Consider the following 19,456-nt stretch of genomic DNA (forward strand, 5'->3'; position numbering starts at 1 on the left):
CAGGATGCACCGGATCGGGCACGAATTCCGCCTGCCAGAGCGGCAAACCTTCGAAAACCCGGGGCTGTCCCCCGGTGGCGGAGCGCCACCGGGGGACGCCGTCAGAGCGCCTTCGCGGCCCGGTCGGCGACCAGGGCCAGGAAGCGGCTCGGGTCGCTCAGCTCGCCGCCTTCGGCGAGCAGGGCCATGCCGTGCAACAGTTCCGCGGTCTCGGCCAGCGTGGCGTCGGCCGGGTTCTCCCCGTACGCCGTGCGCAGGCCGGTGACCAGCGGGTGCTCCGGGTTCAGCTCCAGGATCCGCTTTACCTGCGGCAGTTCCTGGCCCATCGCGCGGTACATCTTCTCCAGCGTCGGGGTCAGATCGCCCGCGTCACCGACCACGCAGGACGGCGAGGTGGTCAGCCGCGAGGACAGCCGGACCTCCTTGACCGACTCCGACAGCGAGGCCGACATCCACTTCAGCAGGTCCGCGTAGTCCGCCTTCTGCTCGTCGGTGGTCTTGTCGTCCCCGAGGTCGACCTCGCCCTTGGCGACCGACTGGAAGGACTTCCCGTCGAAGCCGGTGACCCCGTCGACCCACATCTCGTCGACCGGGTCGGTGAGGATCAGCACCTCGTACCCCTTGGCCCGGAAGGCCTCCAGGTGCGGCGAGTTCTCGATGGTGCCGCGCGATTCGCCGGTGGCGAAGTAGATGTGCTCCTGGCCGTCCTTCATCCGCGACACGTAGTCCCGCAGCGAGGTCGGGTTCTCCGCGTGGTGGGTGGAGGCGAACGAGGAGATCTCGAGGATCTGCTCGCGGTTCTCCGGATCGTCGAGCAGGCCCTCCTTGACCGCGCGGCCGAACTCGCGCCAGAAGGTCGCGTACTTCTCCGGCTCCTCGGTCATCATCGTCTTGACCGTGGCCAGGACCTTCTTCTCCAGCCGCCGCCGGATGGCACGGATCTGCCGGTCCTGCTGCAGGATCTCGCGCGAGACGTTCAGCGAGAGGTCCTGGGCGTCCACGACACCCTTGACGAAGCGCAGGTAGTTCGGCATCAGCGCGGCGCAGTCGTCCATGATGAAGACGCGCTTGACGTAGAGCTGCACACCGCGCTTCGCGTCCCGCATGAACAGGTCCATCGGCGCCCGCGACGGCAGGAACAGCAGCGCCTGGTACTCGAAGGTGCCCTCGGCCTGCATCCGCACGGTTTCCAGCGGATCGGTCCAGTCGTGGCTGATGTGCTTGTAGAACTCGTGGTACTCCTCGTCGGAGACCTCGTCCTTCGAACGCGCCCAGAGCGCCTTCATCGAGTTGACCGTCTCGAGTTCGGGCGCGGCCGCTTCGCCTGCGCCGTCCTCGTCCGTGCCTTCCTCGGGAGTGCCGGTCTTGGCCATCTTGACCGGCCAGGTGATGAAGTCCGAGTACCGCTTGACGATCTCGCGGACCTTCCACGGCGAGGCGTAGTCGTAGAGGTGGTCCTCGTCGTCGACCGGCTTCAGGTGCAGCGTCACCGAGGTGCCCTGCGGGGCGTCGGCGACCGGCTCGATGGTGTAGGTGCCCTCGCCGGCGGACTCCCAGCGCACCCCCTCGCCGGTGCCCGCCCGCCGGGTCACCAGCGTGACCTTGTCGGCGACCATGAAGCTGGCATAGAAGCCGACGCCGAACTGGCCGATCAGGTCCTGCCCGGCCGCGCCCTTCGCCTCGTCCTTGGCTTCTTTGAGCTTGCGCAGGAACTCCGCGGTGCCCGATTTGGCGATCGTGCCGATCAGGTTCACCACGTCGTCGCGGGACATGCCAATGCCGTTGTCGCGCACGGTGACCGTGCGGGCCTCGGTGTCCAGGTCGATCTCGATGTGCAGGTCGTCCGTGTCGGCCTGCAGCTCCTTGTCCCGATAGGTCTCCAGCCGCAGCTTGTCCAGCGCATCGGAGGCGTTCGACACCAGCTCGCGCAGGAAGATGTCCTTGTTCGAGTAGATCGAGTGGATCATCAGCTGCAGCAGCTGCCGCGCCTCGGACTGGAACTCGTGGGTTTCCACCTGTCCGGTTTCCCCGGCTGTGTTTTCAGTCATCGGTGTTGTATTCCTTCCCGCCCCGTAAAGATCGGCAGGAAGTTTACCCACGTGCTTCGCGGCGGGCGTAGGCATCCAAGGTGTGCACGTCGAACGGCAACTCCGACTCGGCCAGCGCACCACAGTGGTAGCCGCCGAGCAGGTACCGCGCGAGCGCCTCGGCGGTGGCCGGCTCGTCGAGCACGCCACTGGAAACCTGGTCGGCGTAGTTCCGCAGCCGCTGCGCCGCGGACGGGAGGCCTTCGCGATAGAAGGCGTACGTCGCGGCGAAGCGGGTCGGCAGTTGGTGCGGATGAAGGTCCCAACCCTGGTAGAAGCCGTTCTCAAGGGAACGGCGCACCAGACGCCGGTGCTCCGCCCAGGCGCCGTCCAGGTCGTTGCCGACCGGCAGCCGGTTGGTCGAACCGTCGGACAGCCGTACGCCGGTGCCCGCCGCGGCCAGCTGCATGAACTGCTTCGCGAAGTCGGCCGCCGGATGCGCCATGCTCTGATACGCCGCCGCGATGCCCAGACCCGCGCTGTAGTCGTACGTGCCGTAATGCAACCCGGAACAACGGCCGGCGGCGGCCTGGATGATCCGCGCGACCGAGACCGTGCCGTCGACCGAGAGGATCGACTGTGCGGTCTCGATCTGCACCTCGAACCGCAGCGTGCCCTCGGCAAGCCCGTACGCGGCTTCGAGGCGCGCGAGGACGTCCACTGCGGCCTGGACCTGTTCTACCGCGGTGACCTTCGGCAGCGTCACCACGAAGCCGTCCGGCAGAGGCCCTTCTTCGAGCAGCCCCGAGAGAAACAGGTCGAGCGTACGGATGCCACGCCGTCGCGTCGCAGCTTCGAAGCTCTTGAAGCGGATTCCGGCGAACGGCGTGCCACCTGTCGTGGCGAGCGTGCGCCCTGCGGCCAACGCGTCGGCGTCCTCCACGTCGTCGCCGGGGTGGCCGTAGCCGTCCTCGAAATCGATGCGCAGGTCCTCGATCGGCTCGGTAAGGAGCTTCTCGCGGACTCGCTCGGCGACAGCCGGGTCCAGGTCCAGCAGATCACCGTGCTCGATGAAGACCCGCATCGCCTGTTTGCCCCAGTCTGCGACCAGGCGCGTGCGGTACTGGGACGCCGGCACGTACACCGTGTGTACGGGCCGGCGTCCCGGCAGCTCACCTGGGTAGCTGACCGCGACGCGCGCGTCGGCCTCGGCCAAACGCGTGTCCGCTGCGGTGTAGACGTCCTCGGTGAGCCGACCTGCCATTACTGGATGTACTCGTAGGCCGGCAGGGTCAGGAAGTCGGGGAACTCGTCGGCCAGCGCGACCTGCTCGAACAGCTCGACCGCCGGCTTCAGCAGGTCCTCGGGCACCTCGGCGGCAAGCTCGCCGCGTACGTCGGCGACAACGCCGCGCACCAGCTCCGCGGTGACCTTCTCGCCATTGTCGAGCTGTGTGCCGTTCTTGACCCACTGCCACACCTGCGACCGCGAGATCTCCGCCGTGGCGGCGTCCTCCATCAGGTTGTGGATGGCCGCCGCACCGTTGCCGCTCAGCCAGGACGCGATGTAACGGACACCGACGTCCACGGCGGCACGCAGCCCGGCCGCGGTCGCGCTACCCGGGGTCGACGCGACGTCGAGCAACTGATCGGCCGTCACGCTCACCTCGTCACGGGTGCGCTCCAGCTGGTTCGGCTTGTCGCCGAGAACCTTGTCGAACTCGTCCTTGCACAGCGCCACCATGCCGGGGTGCGCAACCCACGAACCGTCGAAGCCGTCGCCCGCTTCGCGCGCCTTGTCCGCGTGCACCTTGTCGAAAGCGCCCTGGTTGACCCCGGGGTCCTTGCTCGGGATGAACGCCGCCATCCCACCGATGGCGAACGCACCGCGCTTGTGGCACGTACGCACCAGCAGCTCGGTGTACGCGCGCATGAACGGTGCTGTCATGGTCACCGAGTTACGGTCCGGCAGCACGAACTTCTCGCCCGCGTCGCGGAAGTACTTGATCACGCTGAACAGGTAGTCCCAGCGCCCCGCGTTCAGCCCCGAAGCGTGCTCACGCAGCTCGTACAGGATCTCTTCCATCTCGAATGCGGCCGGGATGGTCTCGATCAGCACAGTCGCGCGGACCGTGCCATGCTCGATGCCCAACGCCTTCTCGGCTTGCGTGAACACGTCGTTCCACAGCCGCGCTTCGAGGTGGCTTTCCATCTTCGGCAGATAGAAGTATGGCCCCTTGCCGCTGTCGAGCAGCGCGCGCACGTTGTGGAAGAAGTAGAACCCGAAGTCGACCAGCGCGCCGACCCCCTTGCGCCCACCGAAGGTGAGGTTGCGCTCGTCGAGGTGCCAGCCGCGCGGGCGGACCACGATCGTCGCGTGCTCGACGCCGTCCTTCAGCGCGTAGTGCTTGCCGTTCTGGTCGAGCGTGATGCTGCCGCGTACGGCGTCATGCAGGTTGACCTGTCCGCCGACGACGTTGGCCCAATGCGGCGTGTTCGCGTCCTCGAAGTCGGCGAGCCACACCTTGGCGCCGGAGTTGAGCGCGTTGATGGTCATCTTGCGGTCGGTCGGGCCGGTGATCTCCACGCGGCGGTCGCGCAACGCTTCGGGCGCCCCGGCGACCTGCCAGTCACCCTCGCGGATTTCCTTCGTCTCGGGCAGGAAGTCGAGCCGTCCGGTGGTGCGGGCCTCCTCGCGGCGCCTGCCGCGGGCGGCGAGCAGCTCATCGCGGCGCGCGGCGAACGCGTCGTGCAGCCCCGCCACGAAGGCGAGGGCTTCCGGCGTCAGGATCTCGTCCCCGCGTTCGACCGATCCGCCGAGGACCTGGGCTTCAGACATGCGCAACACCCCGAGTGCTGGTTGGGATAACGTCCCTACGGTTTCTACATGACGGACTATAGTTTCTGCATAGCGGAAGCTCAATCGGGACTGTGAGGAGGACCACCGGTGGCGGCGGAGAAAGGCGGGCGGGATGGCGGCGTGCAGTCGCTGCAGCGGGCATTCGAGCTGCTGGAACACCTGGCGGACACCGGTGGCGAGGCCAGCCTGTCGGAGCTGGCGACCCTGTCCGGGCTGCCGATGCCGACGATCCACCGCCTGATCCGGACGCTTGTGGACCTGGGTTACGTGCGGCAGAACAACAATCGGCGCTACGCACTGGGTGCCCGGCTGATCCGCCTGGGCGAGAACGCGAGCATGCAGTTCGGAGCGTGGGCGCGGCCGCTGCTCGCGGAGCTCGTCGACGAGGTCGGCGAGACGGCGAACCTAGCCGTGCTGGAACGCGACGAAGTCGTGTACGTGGCACAGGTGCCGTCGAAGCACTCGATGCGGATGTTCACCGAGGTGGGCCGCCGGCTGCTGCCACACGGCACCGGCGTCGGCAAGGCGATGCTCTCGCAGCTACCCGTCGACGAGGTCGCGGCGCTGCTGTCGCGCACCGGCATGCCCGCCTACACCGAACACACCTTCACCGACCCGAAGGCGCTGGCGGACGAGCTGAAGAAGATCGCGGGCCAGGGCTACGCGCTGGACGAGGCCGAGCAGGAACTGGGCGTCCGCTGCATCGCGGTCGCCGTTCCCGGCGCGCCGGTCCCGGCCGCGGTGTCGGTCTCCGGCCCGTCCGGCCGCCTGACCGCGGACGCCGTCGGCCACATCGCGCCGGTGGTGCAGAAGACCGCGAACCGGCTGGCCCAGCAGCTGCCGGTGGGGTGATTCCCGGCAGGGCTCAGCCGTTTCCGATGCCGGTCACGAGGATTCCCGGCCGCTACCGCGCTCAGCCCAGCAGCGCGTCCACGAAGGCACCCGGTTCGAACGGCGCCAGGTCGTCCGGGCCCTCGCCGAGGCCGACCAGTTTCACCGGGACACCGAGTTCGCGCTGGACCTGGAAGACGATGCCGCCCTTCGCGGTGCCGTCCAGTTTGGTGAGCACGATGCCGGTCACGTCGATGACCTCGGCGAAGACCCGGGCCTGGGCGAGGCCGTTCTGGCCGGTCGTCGCGTCGAGGACCAGCAGGACCTCGTCGACCTTGGCCTGCTTTTCCACGACTCGCTTGACCTTGCCCAGCTCGTCCATCAGGCCGGTCTTCGTGTGCAGGCGGCCGGCGGTGTCCACCAGAACCGCGTCCACGCTCTCGGTGATGCCCTGCTTGACCGCGTCGAAGGCGACCGCGGCAGGGTCCGCGCCCTCCTTGCCGCGCACCACCGAAGCACCCGCACGTTCGCCCCAGGTCTGCAACTGGTCGGCGGCCGCGGCGCGGAACGTGTCGGCCGCGCCGAGCACCACGGTGGCGCCCTGGGCGACCAGGACCCGGGCCAGTTTCCCGGTGGTGGTGGTCTTGCCGGTGCCGTTCACGCCGGCGACCAGCACGACGGCCGGCTGCTTCTTGCCGTCGACCTCGTGCGGCAGCGCACGCACGGAGCGCTCGGAGTCCGTGGACAGCGCGGCGGTCAGCACCTCGCGCAGCACCTCACGGGCCTCGTCGGAGGAACGCACGGCGCGGCGGCCCAGCTCGTCGCGCAGCCGTTCCACGATCTGCGTCGTGGTGGCCGCGCCGAGGTCGGCGAGCAGCAGGGTGTCCTCCACGTCCTGCCACGAATCCTCGTCGAGGTCACCACCGCCGAGCAGGCCGAGCAGGCTCTGCCCGAACATCGAGCGCGACTTCGACAGCCGCCCGCGCAGCCGCTCCAGCCGCCCGGTCGCGGGGTCGATCTCGTCGGCCGGCTCGGATGCGGGCTCCGCCACCGGCTCGGCCGGAGGGGCTGGGGCGCTGGCCGAGTCAGGTGCGGCCGGCGTGGCGGGCTTGGCTGATGTGACAGGTGCGGCGGGCGTCGCAGGCTCGGCTGGTTTGGTGGGCTTCGCAGGTTCGGCTGGTGCGGCAGGCTCGGCTGGTTTGGTGGGCGTCGCAGGCTCGGCCGGTGTGGCGGGTTTGGCTGACGCGGCGGGTTTGGCTGACGTAGCGGGCTTGGCTGGTGCCTCAGCCTCGGCCTCCGCCGCGGCTTCCGGCTCCGGCAGCGCGACGTCGCGTACCGAGCGTTGGTCGGAATCCCGCGGCACGGCTGCGTCGTCGCCCACACCGGGCTGCCCGTCCACCTCCGGCCGGTCCACGACCGGATGCGCCTCCCCCGGATTCGGGCGAGCCTCACCGCCGGGCGCGAAGGTGATCCCGCCGCTCGCGGCGTACCCCCCGCCCTTGGGCTTCTGCTCGACCTCGCGGGGCTCGGCGATGCTGATCCGCCGCCGACGCGCGATGAGCAGCCCGGACACCAGAACGGCGACCAGGACGACGACGGCGGCGATGACGATCCAGAACCAGGTGCTCGACACGCCACCATCCTGTCATCCGCGCCCCGGCCCGCCCGGACACCCCACGCCCGGCCGCCAACGGCCAACCCGGCGGGTTCCGATTGGGCCAAGACTTCACGAACCTGCTTGCGCCCTCGCGGCGTGAGGACTAGACCAATCCGGATGACCAGCCACCGTTTCCGTGTACTCGGGCTGCTGTCCGGTACCTCGGCTGATGGCATCGACGTCGCCGTCGCCGAGCTGCACGCCGAAGCGCAGACAGTGGTACTCACCCCGCTCGGCACGCTCGACGTGCCGTACCCCGCGAAGCTGCGAACCGCGCTCCTCGACGCTCTGCCACCACAGCCAAGCAGCGCCGAAGCGCTGACGGTGCTCGACACGCGCATCGGGCAGGCGTTCGCCGAAGCGGCAACGCGCGGCATCGCAGAGCACGGTCCGGTGGATTTCATCGCTTCACTGGGCCAGACCGTCTTTCACTGGGTCGAAGACGGCGTCGCACTCGGCACGCTCCAGCTGGGCCAGCCGGCATGGATCGCCGAACGCACCGGCGTACCGGTCGTCGCTGACCTTCGCATCCGCGACATCACCGCGGGTGGCCAAGGCGCTCCGCTGGCGAGCACGCTGGACGCGCTGTGGCTGCGTGACCTCGCCGAACAGACCGGACGTCCGGTCGCGGCGTTGAATCTGGGCGGCATCGCGAACATCACCGTCGTCACCATCACCGCAGCCGCCGAGGACGTACTCGCCTACGACACCGGCCCGGCGAACGCCTTACTCGACCTTGCCGCCGCGCGAGTGACCTGCGGTGCACGGCAAGCCGACGTGGACGGGCACCTCGCGCTGACCGGCTCCATACGAACGGACCTGCTCGACCGCCTGCTGGCCGACCCGTATTTCGCCGCTGCACCGCCGAAATCCACCGGAAAAGAGCACTTCCACAGCGCTTATCTCGACACCGCGCTGAGCGGCTTGCCCTCGCTGCGCCCGGAAGACCTGCTGGCGACGCTGACCGAACTGACCGCCGTCACCGTCGCCACGGCATGCCGCCGACACGACGTGGCGACCGTGGTGGCGTCCGGCGGCGGCGTGGCGAACCCGGCGGTGATAGCCGCGCTCGCCCGGCACCTGCCGGCCGGCTCGCTGCGTACGAGCAACGACCTCGGCCTGCCCAGCGCGGGCAAGGAGGCCTACCTGACCGCGTTGCTCGGCTGGCTGAGCTGGTGCGGCGTCCCGGCGACGCTGCCGTCCGCCACCGGTGCGCGCGGCACGCGGCTACTCGGCGCGCTGACGCCGGGTGTACAACCTCTGTCCCTTCCGGCCCCGCTAAGGGGCGCCGTGACCCGGCTCCGGGTCGCGGAAACCGGCGCAGCACGGTAGGAGAGGCTCATGAACCCTGTCGATCTCGTGATCGTCATCGTGTATCTCGCCGCGATGCCGATCATCGGCGTGCTGGTCGGCCGCAGGCAGAAGTCCGCGAACGACTATTTCGTCGGCGAGCGCAGCATGCCGTGGTGGGCGGTGACGCTGTCGGTGGTGGCCACGGAGACCTCCACGCTCACCGTCATCTCCACACCCGGCCTGGTCTTCGGCAGCGCGTTCCTGTTCCTGGAAGTGGCCTTCGGCTACATAATCGGCCGAATCATCGCCGCTTTCGTCTTGCTCCCCCGCTATTTCCGCGGCAATTACGTGAGCGCCTACGAATACCTCGGCCGCCGGTTCGGCCGCGGGCTGCAGGGCACCGCGTCGGTCACCTTCGTGGTGACCCGGCTGCTGGCCGAGGGCCTGCGGCTGTTCGCGGGCGCGATCCCGATCAAGGCGATCCTGGACCACTACGGGATCCACACCGCGTACTGGCACATCGTGGTGCTGCTGACCGCGCTGACCGTGATCTACGCCTTCGTCGGCGGGATCAAGTCGGTGATCTGGGTGGACGTGATCCAGTGGTCGCTCTACATCCTCGGCGCGATCGGCGCGGTGATCTTCCTGTCCACCAAGCTGCCGGACGGCTGGCTGCACACCGCGGCGAGCCAGGGCCGGTTCCAGCTCACCGATTTCGTCTCGAACGTGTTCACCAACCCGTACGCGTTCGTCGGCGCGGTGATCGGCGGGGCGTTCCTGTCCATGGCCTCGCACGGCGCGGACCAGCTGATCGTCGGACGGCTGCTGTCCTGCCGGAGCCTGCGCGACGGCCAGCGCGCGCTGATCGGCTCGGCCTTCGTGGTGTTCGTGCAGTTCGCCCTGTTCCTGCTGGTAGGCGCCATGCTGTGGGTGTTCACCGGCGGCCGCACCGGCGCCACCGCGACCGCCGTCGCGGCCGGGAAGATGTCCGCCGACGACGTGTTCTCCACCTTCATCGTCAACGATCTGCCGGTCGGTCTCGCCGGGCTGCTGATCGCGGGCATCCTCGCCTCGACCATGGGCGCGCTGGCCTCCGCCCTGAACGCGCTGTCCACGTCCACCATCGCCGACCTCTACCAGCGCTTCACCCACCGCTCGTTCGGAGACGCCAGACTGCTCCGCCACGGTCGCATGTGGACACTGATCTGGGCGGTGGTGTTCGCGATCTTCGCCTCGCTGTTCACCAACTCCAAGGACCCGGTGATCCAGCAGGGCCTCGGCATCGTCGGCTACACCTACGGCGCCCTGCTCGGCTCGTTCTTCCTCGGCCTGCTGATCCGCAAGGCCCACCAGCCCGACGCGGTGATCGCGTTCGCCTGCTCCGTGGTGGGCATGGCGTTCCTGATCCTGTTCGTGAAATTCGACAAGACCACCACCGCGATCCATATCCAGTTCGGTACGGCAACCAAGACGCTGGTGCCGCTGGCGACCTATTGGTACACCTTCGCGGGGGTCTTGATCACGATGCTCGTGGGCGGGCTGCTCGCCCTGCGCCACCGCGGCGCCGACCCTCGGGCGGCGGAGGTGGAGGAAGCCCCGGAAGGGGCTGCCTGACCCGTTGCCGACGGCGCTGTGAAGGTCCCTTCACGGACCGAAGGCCAGGGTCCCGGCAAAGTTGGTCGAAGGGCCTGTGATCAGCAGAGAGCCGTGGCTGCCGCGTCATCATCGGCGGGGTACCTGCCATCTCGATCGATTGCGCCCGGCAGCAGGCGATGCGGAGGTGTTCGAGTCGCGCGACCACCTCGTGGTGTGTTCCGGACCGGTTTCAGGTCTGTGAAGGGGCCCTTCACAGACTCTGAGTCCGTGAAGGGCCCCTTCACAGACCTCCTCTCCTTCGGTTCGCACCGGCGACTGTTCAAAGTGGACTGGTAGCTGTGGACTGGTAGATGTGGGCGCGCTGTGAAGCCTTCGGGATTCGCCCGCACGGGTCTTGCTCGGCGCCGGTGTTCACCATTTGCTACAGGTAGAACGGCAGCCGACCGCCCGTCGGCCGGAAGAGTTGAGCACCCGAAGTGGCCCGCGAACAAGACGTAGTTGCTCTAGTCGGCTATCTTCTAGGTTCTTTTTCTCTGGTGCTCGCTGCTTTATTCCGGTGTGGTTGATCCACTATGGCGAAGCCCCCGGTATCCTCGGCGACCCGGACGTTCGGTGAACGTGTCCGGGAGTGCCGTCATGAGCTCGGCGTCAGCCAGGAGACGCTGGCGGCGTGTGCGGGGCTGCACTGGACGTTCGTGAGCCAGGCCGAGCGCGGGCTGCGCAACATCAGCCTGCACAACCTGCTCAAGCTCTCCGCCGGGCTGCAGGTCGACCCGGCGCGGCTGGTCACCGGGCTGGAGCCGCCGGAGTCCTGAACCCGGGCGCGCCAGGTCCACTGTGGACAATCGGGCACCGGCGGGCACTCAGGAAGCCGGGACCGGCTCTTCCTCGGCGGTCCGCAGCCGCTGCGAGATGACCTTCGTGATGCCGTCGCCCTGCATGCTCACGCCGTACAGGGCGTCGGCGATCTCCATGGTCGGCTTCTGGTGGGTGATGATGATCAGCTGCGAGGAGTCGCGCAGCTGCTCCAGCAGCCCGATCAGCCGGCGCATGTTGGTGTCGTCCAGCGCCGCCTCGACCTCGTCCATCACGTAGAACGGCGACGGGCGGGCACGGAAGATGGCCACCAGCATCCCCACCGCGACCAGCGACTTCTCGCCACCGGAGAGCAGCGACAGCCGCTTCACCTTCTTGCCCGGCGGGCGGGCCTCCACGTCCACGCCGGTGTTGAGCAGGTCGTTCGGTGCGGTGAGCACCATCCGGCCCTCGCCGCCGGGGAACAGCACCCCGAACACCGTCTCGAACTCGCGCGCGACGTCGTGGTAGGCCGAGGTGAAGACCTCCAGGATCTTCTCGTCGACCTGTTTGATCGTCTCGTGCAGGTCCTTCTGCGCGGACTTGAGGTCCTCCAGCTGGGTGGACAGGAACTTGTACCGCTCCTCCAGCGCGGCGAACTCCTCCAGCGCCAGCGGGTTGACCTTGCCCAGCAGCGTGAGGTCCTTCTCGGCACGCTTGGCGCGGCGCTCCTGGGTGGCGCGGTCGAAGGGCATCGGCGGCGGGGCGGTGACGTCCTCGCCCCGCTCCTTCGCCGCCTCGTACTCGGCCAGCTCGCCGGCGCTCGGCGGCACCGGCACGTCCGGGCCGTATTCGGCGACCAGATCCTCGAGCCCGATGCCGAAGTCCTCGGCGATCTTGGTCTCCAGCGTCTCCAGCCGCAGCCGCTGCTCGGCGCGCTGCACCTCGTCCCGGTGCACGGCGTCGGTCAGCTTCTCCAGCTCGCCGGACAGCTCACGCACCTTGGCCCGGACCGCGGTCAGCGCGGTCTCCCTGGTCTGCCGCTGGGCCTGTGCCTCGTCGCGCTCGGCCGCCGCGCGCTGCACGGAGTGCTCGATCCGTTCCAGCGCGAACTCACCGGCGTTGACCACGGCGTTGGCGATCTCCGCGCCCCGCTGCCGCGACTCCCGGGCACGGGCGGCGCGCTCGCGGGCCTGCTGCTCGGCGTGCGCGGCGCGGCGCAGCGACTCGGCGCGCCCGGCGATGCTGCGCGCACGCTCTTCCGCGGTGCGCTGGGCGAGCCGCGCTTCGACCTCTTCCTGCCGCACGACGGCGAGCTGCGCGACCGCCTCGTCACGCTCGGCGGTGTCCGGGTCGTCCTCCACCGGCTGCTCGGCGACCGCGGCGAGCCGCTCCTCCAGCTCGGCCAGCTGCTCAAGCGCCTGTTCACGGCTCTGCTCGACCTTCGCGCGCTGCCCGGTCAGCCGCTCGACCTCGGCGCGGGCGGACCGGGCGACCTGCTCCAGCCGGTTCAGCCGCTCCGACGAGCGGGCCCTGCGGACCTTCGCGTCGCTCAGCGCCTCCTTGGCCTGGCCGACCTCGTCCCGGCGGGACTGCTGCTCGGCACGGGCGCCTTCCAGCTCCGCGGAATACCGCTCCAGCGCCCGCTCGGCGGCGCGCAGCCGCTCCTGCGCCTCGTCGACGGCGGCCTGGACCTCGATCACGCTTTCCCGCGCGGCCGATCCACCGGCCACCCAGTGTGCGCCGAACACGTCGCCTTCCGCGGTGACCGCCCGGACCTCCGGATGCGTGGCCACCAGCTGCCGCGCGGCGTCCAGGTCGGAGACCAGCGCGAGCCGCTCCAGCGCCCGTTCCACCGCGGGCCGCAGCTGCTCCGGCGCCCGCACCACTTCCCGCGCCCAGCGCGCGCCGACGGGCAGCACTGGCCAGCTGCTCGGGTCCGCCCCCGGCCCGAAACCGCCGAGCACCAGCCCGGCACGGCCGGAATCGGTGTCCTTCAAGTACTTCAGCGCGGACAGCGCCTGTTCGCCACCGGCCACCGCGACGGCGTCCGCGACCGGCCCGAGCGCCGCGGCCAGCGCGACCTCGTGGCCGGGTTCGACGGTCAGCAGCGCGGCCACCGAACCGAGCAGGCCGGGCAGCTCCGTGGCCGCGCCGAGCAGCGCGCCCGCGCCGTCCTTGCGCTTGAGGCCCATGGACAACGCCTCGACGCGGGCCTTCTCCGACGCGATCTCGCGCTCCGCGGCGCGCTCGGCCTTCACCAGCTCTTCGACGCGAGCCTTCGCCGCGTTGTTGGCTTCGACCGAGCGGTCGTGGCGCTCCTGCAGCTCGGCGTCGTCGGAGTCTTCGACGCCGCCGGAGGCCTTCTCCTCTTCCAGCTCTTCGACGGCGATCTCGGCGCGCTCGGTGGACTCCTCCAGCGACACGGTGAGCCGGTCGATCTCCTCGGCGGTGGCGCCGTTCTTGCTGCGCGCCGCCTCCACCTGGCCGGCCAGCTTCGCCATGCCCTCGCGACGGTCGGCGATCGCCCGGACCGCGGCCCAGTGCGCCCGCTCGGCGGCCTGCACCCGCTGTTCGAGATCCTCGCGCCGCAGCACGGTCTCGGCCAGCAGCTCGCGGGCCTCCAGTACCGCCTCGTTGAGCTCCTGCTCGCGCTCGGCCACCTGCTCGGCCTCGGCCAGCAGCTCCTCCGGGTCACGCCCGCCGGTCGGCGCGTCCACATCGGCCGACAGGTGCCGCTGGCGTTCCACCGCGAGCCGCACGGTGCCACGCAACCGCTCGGCCAGCGCGGAGAGCTTGTACCAGGTCTCCTGCGCGATCTGCAGCCGCGGCGCGTCCTCGGCCAGGGAGGCCTCCAGCTCGGCCTCCTCCGCGGAGACCAGCTCCAACGCCTGCTCCACCTCGGCCCGGCGCTGCCGCGCGGTCCGTTCGTCGGCTTCTTCCCGCGCGATCGAATCGCGCTGGGTGACCAGGTCGTCGGCGAGCAGCCGCAGCCGGGAGTCGCGCAGCTCGGACTGCACCGACTGGGCCTTGCGCGCGATCTCCGCCTGCTTGCCCAGCGGCTTGAGCTGACGGCGCAGCTCGGTGGTCAGATCGCCGAGCCGGTCGAGATTGCCCTGCATGTTGGTCAGCTTGCGCAGGGTCTGTTCCTTGCGCTTGCGGTGCTTGAGCACGCCCGCGGCCTCTTCGATGAAGGCGCGGCGCTCCTCGGGTTTGGACTCCAGGATCGCCGAAAGCTGGCCCTGCCCGACGATCACGTGCATCTCGCGGCCGATCCCGGAGTCCGAGAGCAGCTCCTGCACGTCCATCAGCCGGCAGCGGTCGCCGTTGATCTCGTACTCGCTCGCGCCGTCGCGGAACATCCGGCGGGTGATGGACACCTCGGTGTACTCGATGGGCAGCGCGCCGTCGGCGTTGTCGATGGTGAGCGTGACCTCGGCCCGGCCGAGCGGGGCGCGGCCCGCGGTCCCGGCGAAGATGACGTCCTCCATCTTGCCGCCGCGCAGATCCTTGGCGCCCTGGGTGCCCATCACCCAGCGCAGCGCGTCCAGGACGTTGGACTTGCCCGAGCCGTTCGGCCCGACCACGCAGGTGATCCCCGGTTCGAACCGGAGCGTGGTGGCCGAGGCGAAGGACTTGAAGCCCTTCAGCGTCAAGCTTTTCAGGTGCACTGGGTGCGAACCCCTCTGGCCATGGGTACTGAGCCGGGTGCGGCATGCCGATTCGGGACAGGCTACCCGGGCGGCACCGCCGATCGTGGCAGGCGGGGTGTCCGGGCGCGCCTTAGCACAGGACGGCTCGTCCCGGCAACCCCATGCGCCCCTCCCGACCCAGGCGCACCACAGATCCCAGGGCCGGGCGGATCAGCGCTCGGCGAAGCCGGTGAACCCGCCCTTGGCGGCGGCCCAGCTCTCCACCACACGATCCACTCGACCGGGTGAGGTCTGCGACCGCAACGCCGTCAGCAACCGCGCACAGTGGTCCCGCGGCCCCTCGGCGACGACCTCGACCCGGCCGTCCGGAAGGTTCCGTGCGAAGCCCACCAGCCCCAGTTCCAGCGCCCGGCTGCGCGTCCACCAGCGGAAACCGACGCCCTGTACCTGCCCGTGCACCCAGGCGGCCAGCCGGACGGGGATGTCCTGTTCGTTCACCGGGCCCATCCTGCCCCGCCACCCGTGACTGCGGACGGTGAGCACCGCCTCGTACGTTCGGGCGGGCCCAGGACGTGCGGTGATAGCCTCCGGCCGGGTCGATGTCCGGCGCGCCCCGTTTCCCCGCCGTGCGGACCGAACGAGACCTTCCCGCGTCCGAAACGCCGCAGAGGAGCCTGCATGTCCCGCCCCGACGGGCCTGATCCGAGCGTCTCCGTCTCAGCCGTCCCGCCCGAGAGCCCTGCACCCGGGAGCACCGGGCCCAAGACCACCGCCCCGCCCCAGGGCAGCCGATCCAGCCGGTCCGGGTGGGCCGTGCTCGGGGTCAGCGGCCTCGTGGTGGCCACCGCGTTCGCCGCCGTGGCCGAGCTGGCCGGGCCCGGTGCCCCCGCGGACACCGCCACCACCATCCCGGCCGGCCAAGGCACGCTGACCGGCACCTCGCAGACCGCGCCGGGCACTACCACGACGGGCACGCCCGCCGCGCCGGGTGCGGCCGGCTCCGGCGACCCGAGCACGCCGGCCACCCCGACCACCGTGGTGTCGGTCGGCCCGGACGGCATCCCGACCACCAGCATCGGCATCCCGCCCCCGGCCGCGCCCGGCAACCCCGGAAATCCGGGCACCCCCGGCAGCCCCCTGCCTGGTGGCGGTCCGGTCGGCGGCCCGTCGACCACGCCGCGCAGCGATCCGCCGAGTTCGGACACGCCGCCGCGCCCCTCGGACTCGTCGACCAAACCGCCGACGAGCGACCCGACCAGCCCGCCCTCATCCCAGCCGAGCGACCCGCCCTCCAGCTCCGGCGGGGGCGGTTCGACCAGCGGCAAACCGACCAGCGAGCGGCCGTCCACTTCGGACACGCACTCGAGCGGGCCGTCCTAGCCCTGAGCCGGACACCGGTCACAGCTCGAAGCGGTACCCCATCCCGGGTTCGGTGAGCAGGTGCCGGGGCCGGGACGGCTCCGGCTCCAGCTTCCGCCGCAGCTGGGCCAGATACACGCGCAGGTAGTGTGATTCCGTTTCGTACGAGGGACCCCACACCTCGTGCAGCAGCTGCTTCTGCGCGACCAGCCGCCCGCGGTTGCGCACCAGCATTTCCAGCACGCCCCACTCGGTCTTGGTCAGGTGCACCTCACGGCCGTCGCGGCGCACCTTCTTCGCCGCCAGGTCCACAGTGAACGAACCGGCGTCCACGACCGCCTCCGCGCCGTCCGCGCCGTGCACCGCGGAACGCCGCACGGCCGCACGGAGGCGGGCCAGCAGCTCGTCCATGCCGAAGGGCTTGGTCACGTAGTCGTCGGCGCCCGCGTCGAGTGCCTGCACCTTGTCCGCGGAATCGCCGCGGGCGGAGAGCACGATGATCGGCACCGTGGTCCAGCCGCGCAGGCCCTCGATCACCTCGGTGCCGTCCAGATCCGGCAGCCCGAGGTCGAGCACCACCACGTCCGGTTTGGTCTCCGCGACCGCTTTCAGCGCCGCGGTACCGTCGTGTGCGGTGATCACCTGGTATCCGCGGGCGTTGAGGTTGATCCGCAACGCCCGCACGATCTGCGGTTCGTCGTCGACGACCAGCACCCGCGCCGTCCGGTCGACACTCATCGAGCCCCGTCCCTTTCCACCGCTTCCCCTTCCACGCCCACGAGTTCCCGCCCGGTGCAGGCGGGCAACGAGAGCACCATGGTCAGTCCGCCGCCGGGGGTGTCCTCCGCCCGCACGGTGCCGCCCATCGCCTCGGTGAAGCCCTTCACCACGGACAGGCCGAGCCCGACGCCCGGTACCGACGCACGATCGCCGCCGAGCCGCTGGAACGGCGCGAACGCGGAATCCGCGGCGCCCTTGCGCAATCCCTTGCCGTGGTCCACGATCCGCAGCTCGACGAATTCCGCATACGCGCTCGCCCGCGCGGCGACCTCGCCGCCGCCGTGGCGCAGCGCGTTGTCGAGCAGGTTCGCGATGACCCGTTCCAGCAGGCCCGGATCGGCCAGCACGGAGGGCAGCCGCGCGTCCACCGCGATCCGCACCCCAGCCGAGTTGTCCACAGTGGACAAAGCATGCGCGAGCACCTCGTCGTAGCCGACCGGGCGCAGATGCGGGGTGACCGCACCGGTGGCCAGCCGCGAGGAGTCCAGCAGATTCTCGATCAGCCCGGTGAGCCGGTCGGCGGAGAGCTCCACGGTCTCCAGCAGTTCCCCGGTGTCCTCTTCGGACAGCGACAGATCGGGCGCCCGCAGGCTGCCGATCGCGGCCTTGATCGAGGTGAGCGGGGTCCGCAGGTCATGCCCGAGCGCGGACAGCAGCGTGGTGCGCAGCTCGGTCGCCTCCGCCTTGCGTTCGGCGGCCGCCGCCGCGGCGGCCATCCGCTGCTGGCGCAGTGCGAGCAACGCCTGTCCCGCAACGGCTTCCAGCACCCGCCGGTCGGCGGCGGGCAGCGTCCGCCCGAGCAGGGTCAGGTGCACGTCGGCGGTCACCGCGACGTCCACATCGGCCTCATCGGGATCGGTGCACGGCTGATACCCGGCCAGCGCGACCTTCTGCCATTGCCCCTCCCGCTTTTCCAGCAGGGTCACCGAAGTCAGCCCGAAATTCTCCCGCACCTTCTCCAGCAGCCGCTCGATCGGATGCGGATCGGTCAGCACCGTCCGGGCGTAGGAAGCCAGCAACGACGCCTCCGTGCGGGCCCGCGCCGCAGCGGTTCCCCTGCGCGCGGCGGAGTCCACCACCAACGCCACCAGCACCGCGACCACGATCATCGCCAGCAGTGTGACCACGTTTTGTGGACTGTGGACGTTCATGGTGTACAGCGGGGGCGTGAAGAAGAAGTTCAGCAGCCCGGCCCCGAAGATCGCCGCGATCACCGCCGGCCCGAGCCCGCCCACGAGCGCGACGACCACCGTCGCGAGCACATAGAGGACCACGTCGGTGGAGAACTCCACCGTGTCGCGCAGCAACGCCCCGAGCCCGGTCGCGGTCAGCGGCAGCAGCATGCTCAGCGCCCAGCCGACGATCAGCCGCGACGGAGCCAGCGGGCTCTTGCCCAGCCGCGCGCGCAGCCGTCCGCCGGCATAGGAGTGGGTGACCATGTGCACGTCGATCGACCCGGAATGCTGCACCACGGTCGCGCCGATGCCCTGGTCGAACAGCCGCGCCATCCGCGACCGCCGGGAGGTGCCGACCACCAGCTGTGTGGCGTTCACCCCGCGTGCGAAGTCAAGTAGCGCGGTGGGCACGTCGTCGCCGACGACGCTGTGATAGGTGGCGCCGACGTCCTCGGCAAGCGTGCGGCAGCGCGCCGTCGCAGTCGGCCCCAAACCGGCCAGCCCATCCCCCCGCAGGATGTGCACGACCTGCAGCTCTGCCCCGGCCCGGGTGGCGATGCGGCTGGCCCGGCGGATCAGCGTCTCGCTCTCCGGCCCGCCGGTCACCGAGACGACCACGCGTTCGCGGGTCTCCCAGGTGTCGGTGATCTTCTGCTCCGCGCGGTACCGCTGGAGGGCGACGTCGACCTGGTCGGCCACCCAGAGCAGGGCCAGCTCGCGCAGCGCGGTGAGATTGCCGGGACGGAAGTAGTTGCCCAGCGCGGCATCGATCCGCTCGGCCGGGTAGACGTTGCCGTGCGCGAGCCGCCGCCGCAGCGCCTCCGGCGTGATGTCCACCAGCTCCAGCTGCCCGGCCCGGCGGACCACCTCGTCCGGCACGGTCTCCTGCTGGGTGACCCCGGTGATCCGCTCCACCACGTCGTTGAGGCTCTGCAGATGCTGCACGTTGACCGTGGACAGCACGTCGATCCCGGCGTCGAGCAGATCGTCCACGTCCTGCCAGCGCTTCTCGTGCTTGCCGCCGGGCACGTTGGTGTGCGCGAGTTCGTCGACCACGACCACCTCCGGCGCGCGGGCGAGCACCGCGGGCAGGTCCATTTCGGCGAATTCGTGCCCGCGGTGCGAGACCGTGCGCCGCGGCACGACCTCCAGCCCGTCGAGCAGGTCCGCGGTCTTCTTGCGGCCGTGGGTCTCGACCAGGCCGACGACCACGTCGGTGCCGCGATCCAGCCGCCGGCGCGCCTCGCCCAGCATGGCGAAGGTCTTGCCGACGCCCGGAGCCGCGCCGAGATAGATGCGCAGCTCGCCTCGGCGTGGCTTCGGGTTCACCTCCGGAGTGCTCACCTGTTCAGTGTGCACCTGGACGGGCCGAATACCTGGCAACCTCGAGCATGACCGCATTCACTCCTCTTCAGGGTGCACCTGGACCGG

General features: G+C 70.1%; 13 protein-coding genes. 5 read left to right on the forward strand and 8 right to left on the reverse strand.

Going from position 1 to position 19,456, the window contains the following annotated elements:
• Positions 1–101: 101 nt before the first annotated feature.
• From htpG to aceB, 3 genes are read right to left on the reverse strand one after another with little or no spacing between them, the layout of a single operon-like run.
• Positions 102–2,048, reverse strand: a complete 1,947-nt coding sequence (gene htpG / locus ATK36_RS08345; RefSeq protein ID WP_098510745.1) for a molecular chaperone HtpG — start codon at positions 2,046–2,048, stop codon at positions 102–104.
• A gap of 43 nt (positions 2,049–2,091) precedes the next feature.
• Positions 2,092–3,291 carry a DUF6986 family protein gene (locus tag ATK36_RS08350; RefSeq protein WP_098510746.1) on the reverse strand — a complete coding sequence of 400 codons (1,200 nt, stop codon included), beginning with the start codon at positions 3,289–3,291 and terminating at the stop codon, positions 2,092–2,094.
• Complete coding sequence (gene aceB, locus ATK36_RS08355; RefSeq protein WP_098510747.1) at positions 3,291–4,865, reverse strand: malate synthase A; 1,575 nt, start codon at positions 4,863–4,865, stop codon at positions 3,291–3,293. The genes ATK36_RS08350 and aceB overlap by 1 nt, the downstream gene beginning before the upstream one ends.
• 108 nt (positions 4,866–4,973) lie before the next feature.
• Here aceB and ATK36_RS08360 point away from each other — a divergent pair, with 108 nt between their 5' ends.
• Positions 4,974–5,738: an IclR family transcriptional regulator gene (locus tag ATK36_RS08360; RefSeq protein WP_098510748.1), complete on the forward strand. Its 765-nt coding sequence runs from the start codon at positions 4,974–4,976 to the stop codon at positions 5,736–5,738.
• Positions 5,739–5,799: 61 nt separating this feature from the next.
• On the opposite strand, the gene ftsY is transcribed toward ATK36_RS08360, so the two are convergent.
• Positions 5,800–7,350, reverse strand: coding sequence for a signal recognition particle-docking protein FtsY (ftsY, locus tag ATK36_RS08365; protein WP_098510749.1), 1,551 nt, complete (start codon positions 7,348–7,350; stop codon positions 5,800–5,802).
• 141 nt (positions 7,351–7,491) lie between these two features.
• Here ftsY and ATK36_RS08370 point away from each other — a divergent pair, with 141 nt between their 5' ends.
• The 3 genes from ATK36_RS08370 (at position 7,492) to ATK36_RS08380 (ending at position 11,078) form a co-directional block, all read left to right on the forward strand.
• A complete protein-coding gene (locus tag ATK36_RS08370; RefSeq protein WP_098510750.1) occupies positions 7,492–8,706 on the forward strand; it encodes an anhydro-N-acetylmuramic acid kinase in 1,215 nt (404 codons plus the stop codon).
• Between the two features lie 9 nt (positions 8,707–8,715).
• Positions 8,716–10,281 carry a sodium:solute symporter gene (locus tag ATK36_RS08375; protein WP_098510751.1) on the forward strand — a complete coding sequence of 522 codons (1,566 nt, stop codon included), beginning with the start codon at positions 8,716–8,718 and terminating at the stop codon, positions 10,279–10,281.
• A gap of 554 nt (positions 10,282–10,835) precedes the next feature.
• Positions 10,836–11,078, forward strand: coding sequence for a helix-turn-helix domain-containing protein (locus ATK36_RS08380; RefSeq protein ID WP_098510752.1), 243 nt, complete (start codon positions 10,836–10,838; stop codon positions 11,076–11,078).
• Positions 11,079–11,126: 48 nt separating this feature from the next.
• Here the strand turns inward: ATK36_RS08380 and smc are convergent, their stop codons facing one another.
• A complete protein-coding gene (smc, locus tag ATK36_RS08385) occupies positions 11,127–14,729 on the reverse strand; it encodes a chromosome segregation protein SMC (RefSeq protein ID WP_098510753.1) in 3,603 nt (1,200 codons plus the stop codon).
• Between the two features lie 192 nt (positions 14,730–14,921).
• Entirely contained in the window at positions 14,922–15,218 is a 297-nt protein-coding gene (locus tag ATK36_RS08390; RefSeq protein ID WP_098510754.1) for an acylphosphatase, read from the reverse strand.
• Between the two features lie 171 nt (positions 15,219–15,389).
• Between ATK36_RS08390 and ATK36_RS32085 the strand changes: the two genes are divergently transcribed.
• Entirely contained in the window at positions 15,390–16,091 is a 702-nt protein-coding gene (locus tag ATK36_RS32085) for a hypothetical protein (RefSeq protein WP_170069662.1), read from the forward strand.
• 18 nt (positions 16,092–16,109) lie between these two features.
• On the opposite strand, the gene ATK36_RS08400 is transcribed toward ATK36_RS32085, so the two are convergent.
• Both ATK36_RS08400 and ATK36_RS08405 read right to left on the reverse strand, forming a co-directional pair.
• Entirely contained in the window at positions 16,110–16,808 is a 699-nt protein-coding gene (locus tag ATK36_RS08400; RefSeq protein ID WP_098510755.1) for a response regulator, read from the reverse strand.
• Entirely contained in the window at positions 16,805–19,369 is a 2,565-nt protein-coding gene (locus ATK36_RS08405; protein WP_098514724.1) for a sensor histidine kinase, read from the reverse strand. The genes ATK36_RS08400 and ATK36_RS08405 overlap by 4 nt, the downstream gene beginning before the upstream one ends.
• Positions 19,370–19,456 lie beyond the last annotated feature (87 nt).

Origin of the sequence: Amycolatopsis sulphurea (assembly GCF_002564045.1) — a bacterium.
Lineage (GTDB): Bacteria > Actinomycetota > Actinomycetes > Mycobacteriales > Pseudonocardiaceae > Amycolatopsis > Amycolatopsis sulphurea.